The sequence below is a fragment of the Bradyrhizobium sp. P5_C11_2 genome (genome assembly GCF_054049755.1).
Genome location: NZ_JBFULT010000637.1, coordinates 1 through 4,030, shown reverse-complemented (window position 1 = coordinate 4,030; position 4,030 = coordinate 1). Strand labels below are relative to the sequence as shown.

6 protein-coding genes are annotated in these 4,030 nt (G+C 64.3%); 4 read left to right on the top strand and 2 right to left on the bottom strand.

The window, feature by feature from the left end; translation table 11 throughout:
- The 4 genes from ACXJL8_RS35820 to ACXJL8_RS35805 all read left to right on the top strand — a co-directional run.
- The coding region (locus ACXJL8_RS35820) for an ABC transporter substrate-binding protein (RefSeq protein ID WP_456686525.1) at window positions 1–852 on the top strand (852 nt) is incomplete at its 5' end.
- 19 nt (window positions 853–871) lie between these two features.
- The gene (locus tag ACXJL8_RS35815) at window positions 872–1,603 is read left to right on the top strand and encodes an amino acid ABC transporter permease (protein WP_456617647.1); all 732 of its coding nucleotides are present in this window, start codon (window positions 872–874) and stop codon (window positions 1,601–1,603) included.
- A complete protein-coding gene (locus ACXJL8_RS35810) occupies window positions 1,600–2,400 on the top strand; it encodes an amino acid ABC transporter ATP-binding protein (protein ID WP_456617646.1) in 801 nt (266 codons plus the stop codon). The genes ACXJL8_RS35815 and ACXJL8_RS35810 overlap by 4 nt, the downstream gene beginning before the upstream one ends.
- Before the next feature lie 18 nt (window positions 2,401–2,418).
- Window positions 2,419–3,384 (top strand): dihydrodipicolinate synthase family protein, encoded by a 966-nt coding sequence (locus ACXJL8_RS35805; RefSeq protein WP_456617645.1) that lies wholly within the window; start codon window positions 2,419–2,421, stop codon window positions 3,382–3,384.
- Window positions 3,385–3,466: 82 nt separating this feature from the next.
- On the opposite strand, the gene ACXJL8_RS35800 is transcribed toward ACXJL8_RS35805, so the two are convergent.
- Window positions 3,467–3,841: a hypothetical protein gene (locus ACXJL8_RS35800; protein ID WP_456617644.1), complete on the bottom strand. Its 375-nt coding sequence runs from the start codon at window positions 3,839–3,841 to the stop codon at window positions 3,467–3,469.
- Window positions 3,838–4,030: hypothetical protein (locus tag ACXJL8_RS35795; protein WP_456686524.1), on the bottom strand; the 193-nt coding region annotated here is incomplete at its 5' end. The genes ACXJL8_RS35795 and ACXJL8_RS35800, both read right to left, overlap by 4 nt.

Sequence of the window (4,030 nt, the reverse complement as noted above, 5' to 3'; positions counted from 1 at the left end):
TACTGGAGGTATCACATGCTCTCGACACTGCTTCGCTTGAGTGCCGCTGCCGCACTCGTTCTCGCATCCGCCGCCGCGCATGCCGCGTGCACGCCCGCGATCACCAACGACAATCTGATCGCGCCCGGAAAGCTGCAGCTCTCCATCAACCCCACCAATCCGCCGCAGCAATTCGTCGACAAGGACGGCCAGCTGCAGGGCCTCAACGTGGAACTGGCCGCGGAGCTCGGCAAGCGGTTGTGTCTTCCGGTCGAACTCGTCCGGATGGATTTTCCGGCCATGATACCGGCCATGGCCGCGGGCCGCATCGACGGGATCGATACGGGAATGTTCTGGACCGAGGAACGCTCCAAGCTGATGTACATGGTGCCCTATGCAATTCAGGCCATTTCGGTCGTGGTTGCGCCCGATAGCGGCACAAAAATTGCTACCGAAGGAGACCTGATCGGGAAAACATCCGCCGTCGAGGTCAGCACTTACCAGATGAACTGGCTCAAGAAACTCAGCGATGCGAACGTGGCAAAGGGCGGGCCCGCTATCGAGATGCGCACGTTCCCGACGGCGACCAACGTCGTGAGTGCGCTGCTCGCCGGACAGGTCGACAACGCGCTGCTGGTCGACAGCGTGGCGCGCGATCTCGTCGGCCGCGGGCGGGTCAAGGAGGTGCTGAGCGGCCTCGGCACGGCGCGTACCACGCTCGGTTTCCGCAACAAGACGGTGGTCGATGCCGTCGTCAAGGCGCTCAACACCATGCGCGCCGACGGCAGCTACCAGGCACTGTTCGACAAGTTCGGCCTGACCAGCCTGCCGGCCGATCAGCCGCTTGCGATCGCGGGCCCCGGTCCGGTCTGATACCTACGGAGATACGCTGATGAGCCATTTCAGTCCGACGGCTGCCGTCAACTACTTCTTCAACTACTTCCTGATGAAGGGTGTGCTGGTCACCATCGGCCTGACGGTGGCGGCCGTCGTCGGCGGATTGATTCTCGGCATGGGCATCGCGCTCCTGCGGATGTCGTCGAATCCATTGCTGTCCGGCGCGGCGCGGTTCTACGTCTGGTTCTTTCGCGGCACGCCGCTGTTGATCCAGCTGGTGGTGATCTACAGCGGCTTGCCCCAGCTGGGGATCAAGTTCTCCGTGATCACCTGCGCGTTGGTCGGACTGATCCTCAACGAGGCCGCCTATCTCGCCGAGATCGTCCGCAGCGGCTTCATGGCCGTCTCGGCGGGGCAGCGGGAGGCCGCGTGGGCCTTGAGCCTGTCGCCATGGGTGACGTTCCGGCGCATCACCCTGCCGCAGGCGTTTCGGCTGATGATCCCGCCACTCGGCAATTCCATCAACTCGCTCTTGAAGGCGACCTCGCTGGCGTCAGTGATCTCGGTCGAGGAGCTCATGCGCCGCAGCGACATGCTGATGCAGGAGCACTTTCAGATCCTCGAAGTCTATGCCGCTGCAACGGCGTACTATTTGATCCTCACCTCGGTCTGGGATGCGGTTCAGCGCCGGCTGGAGAAGCATTTTGGTCGATCGAGCGCTGCGAAATCCCGGCGGGTTGCGGCAAGGGCGCCGGTTGCACAGACAAGCGTGGAGGCCCGCGCATGAGCGAGATGTCGATGAATGCGGCTCGTGGTGCCGACGGCGCAATGGTGGAGCCGCAATTGCGCGAGGTGCCTGCGGTTCGCATGGAGGCCGTCTACAAGCACTATGGCGACTTCACCGCGTTGAACGAGGTCGACCTCAAGGTCGGCAAGGGCGAGAAGATCGTGGTCTGCGGTCCCTCCGGCTCGGGCAAGTCGACGCTGATCCGCTGCATCAATCATATCGAGAAGCACGATGAGGGGCTGATCTACGTCAACGGCACCGAGCTCGACCGTCAGCAGAAGAATATCGATGCGGTCCGGCGCGACACCGGCATGGTGTTCCAGAGCTTCAACCTGTTCCCGCACATGACGGTGCTGGAGAATTGCATCCTGGCGCCGATGACCGTGAACGGCATGACGAAGGGGGAAGCCAGGGAGCTTGCCATGCATTTCCTGACCAAGGTCCGGATTCCCGATCAGGCCGAGAAGTTTCCTGGCCAGCTCTCGGGCGGCCAGCAGCAACGCGTCGCCATCGCGCGCGCGCTGTGCATGCGGCCGAAGATCATGCTGTTCGACGAGCCGACCTCGGCGCTCGACCCCGAGATGGTCAAGGAGGTTCTGGAGACCATGAAGAAGCTCGCGGAGGAGGGCATGACCATGCTGTGCGTGACCCACGAGATGGGTTTCGCCCGCGAGGTCGCGGACCGCATCGTGTTCATGAACGAGGGGAAGATCGTCGAGCAGGCCGCGCCGGAGGAGTTCTTCAATCATCCGAAGTCCGAGCGGGCAAGGACGTTCCTCGACCAGATCATTCACTGATCTCAGGCGGCATCGGTCGTGACCAAGACGGTTCCATCGTTCAGCGCTCGCCTTTGCGGCATCCACGCCGCGACCATCGTGCCGATGACGTCCGATTTTGCGATCGACGAGCCGGCGCTGGCAGCGCATATCGCGTCGGTGGCATCCGTGCCCGGCATCAATGGGTTGCTGGTCAACGGCCATGCCGGCGAGAACTTTGTGCTGTCCCTGGCCGAGAAGCGGCGTGTCGTGGAGGTCGCGCGCGAGCATGCCAGGGACTGTCTGATCGTCTCGGGGGTCAACCACGAATCGAGTCTCGAGGCGGCGCGAGAAGCGGCCGCGCTGGAGCGGGCCGGAGCTGAAGGGCTCCTGGTGTTTCCTCCCAACAGCTGGGCGCTCGCCCACGCCGACAGCTGCGTGATCGAGCACCACCGTCGTGTCCGCGACGCGACGTCCGTGCCCTTGATGCTTTACGCCGCCCCCGTCGGCGCGGGCGCGATGGCCTATGCGCCACCGCTTCTGGAGCACCTGGTGGCGGACCCTCGCTTCGTGGCAATCAAGGAGGGGAGCTGGGAGGTCGCCGCCTATGAGCAGAACCTGCGATCGATCCGCAAGCGGCGTCCGGACTTCACCGTGCTCAGCTCAGGCGACGAGCACCTCCTGACGAGCTACATGATCGGAACGGCGGGCAGCCAGGTCAGCCTTGCTGCCGTCGCGCCGGAGTTTGTGGTCGAGCTTTGGAAAGCGGCCGAGGCCGGAGATTGGATGCAGGCGCGCGCCGTGCATGAAAAGCTCTATCCGCTGGCGAGGGCAATCTATCGTGACGGCCCGGGCGGACGTGCCTCGGCGCGGCTGAAGGCCTGCCTGAAGCTGCTCGGGCGGCTCGACTGTGACGCGGTCCGTCCGCCGCAGATGGCGGTGACGCCGATCGAGCAACGCGCACTTGAGCTGGCGTTGAGAACCGCGGGCTGTCTCGGCGACAGCGATGATTTGGCGCGCGGATGATGGCCGGCACCATCACGAGCACGACGATGCCCGGATCAGTGCCGGCCAGAGCCCGCCAAAGGCGAAGCGCCGCGCGCGCAAACTAGCTGCAGCTTAGCGGCAACGGCTGGTCGGGATGCAGGTCGTACCAATCGTAGCAATCCGGGTAGGCGCCATAGAAGCCATATCCGGGCCGATAGCGACCATAATGATGGAATGCGTGCTGGCCGAAGCCTGTGCCGTGAAAGGCGAAGTGGTCGCCGCCGCCGACATGATCTCCGCCACCAAACGTGCCGGCGTGCATTCCTCCGCCGAATCCTCCCGCATGACCCGCCATGCCGCCCATATGCCCGCCGCCGAAACCGCCGCCGCCAAAGCCTCCATGGCCGCCGCCACCGCCGCCGTGCGCCTCGGCCGCGCCGACCGCCAGAGTCGAGGCGAGCGCCGCTGTTGCCAGAACCATCATCATTCGTTTCATGGGACACTCCTTTCGTGTCGAGGCCCGGCGGTCCGTGCAGTCCGGTTGAGCGTCGTGCCGTCGCCAAGTCCTGTGATGAAAGGAAGATAGGAGCGGCGGGCGACAATCCCACTGAAATCAATGTCAGGAACGACGCGCCGCCGGTCGGGAAGCGATCCGCCGCTGGTGGTTGCGGCGTTGGAAAGGGAC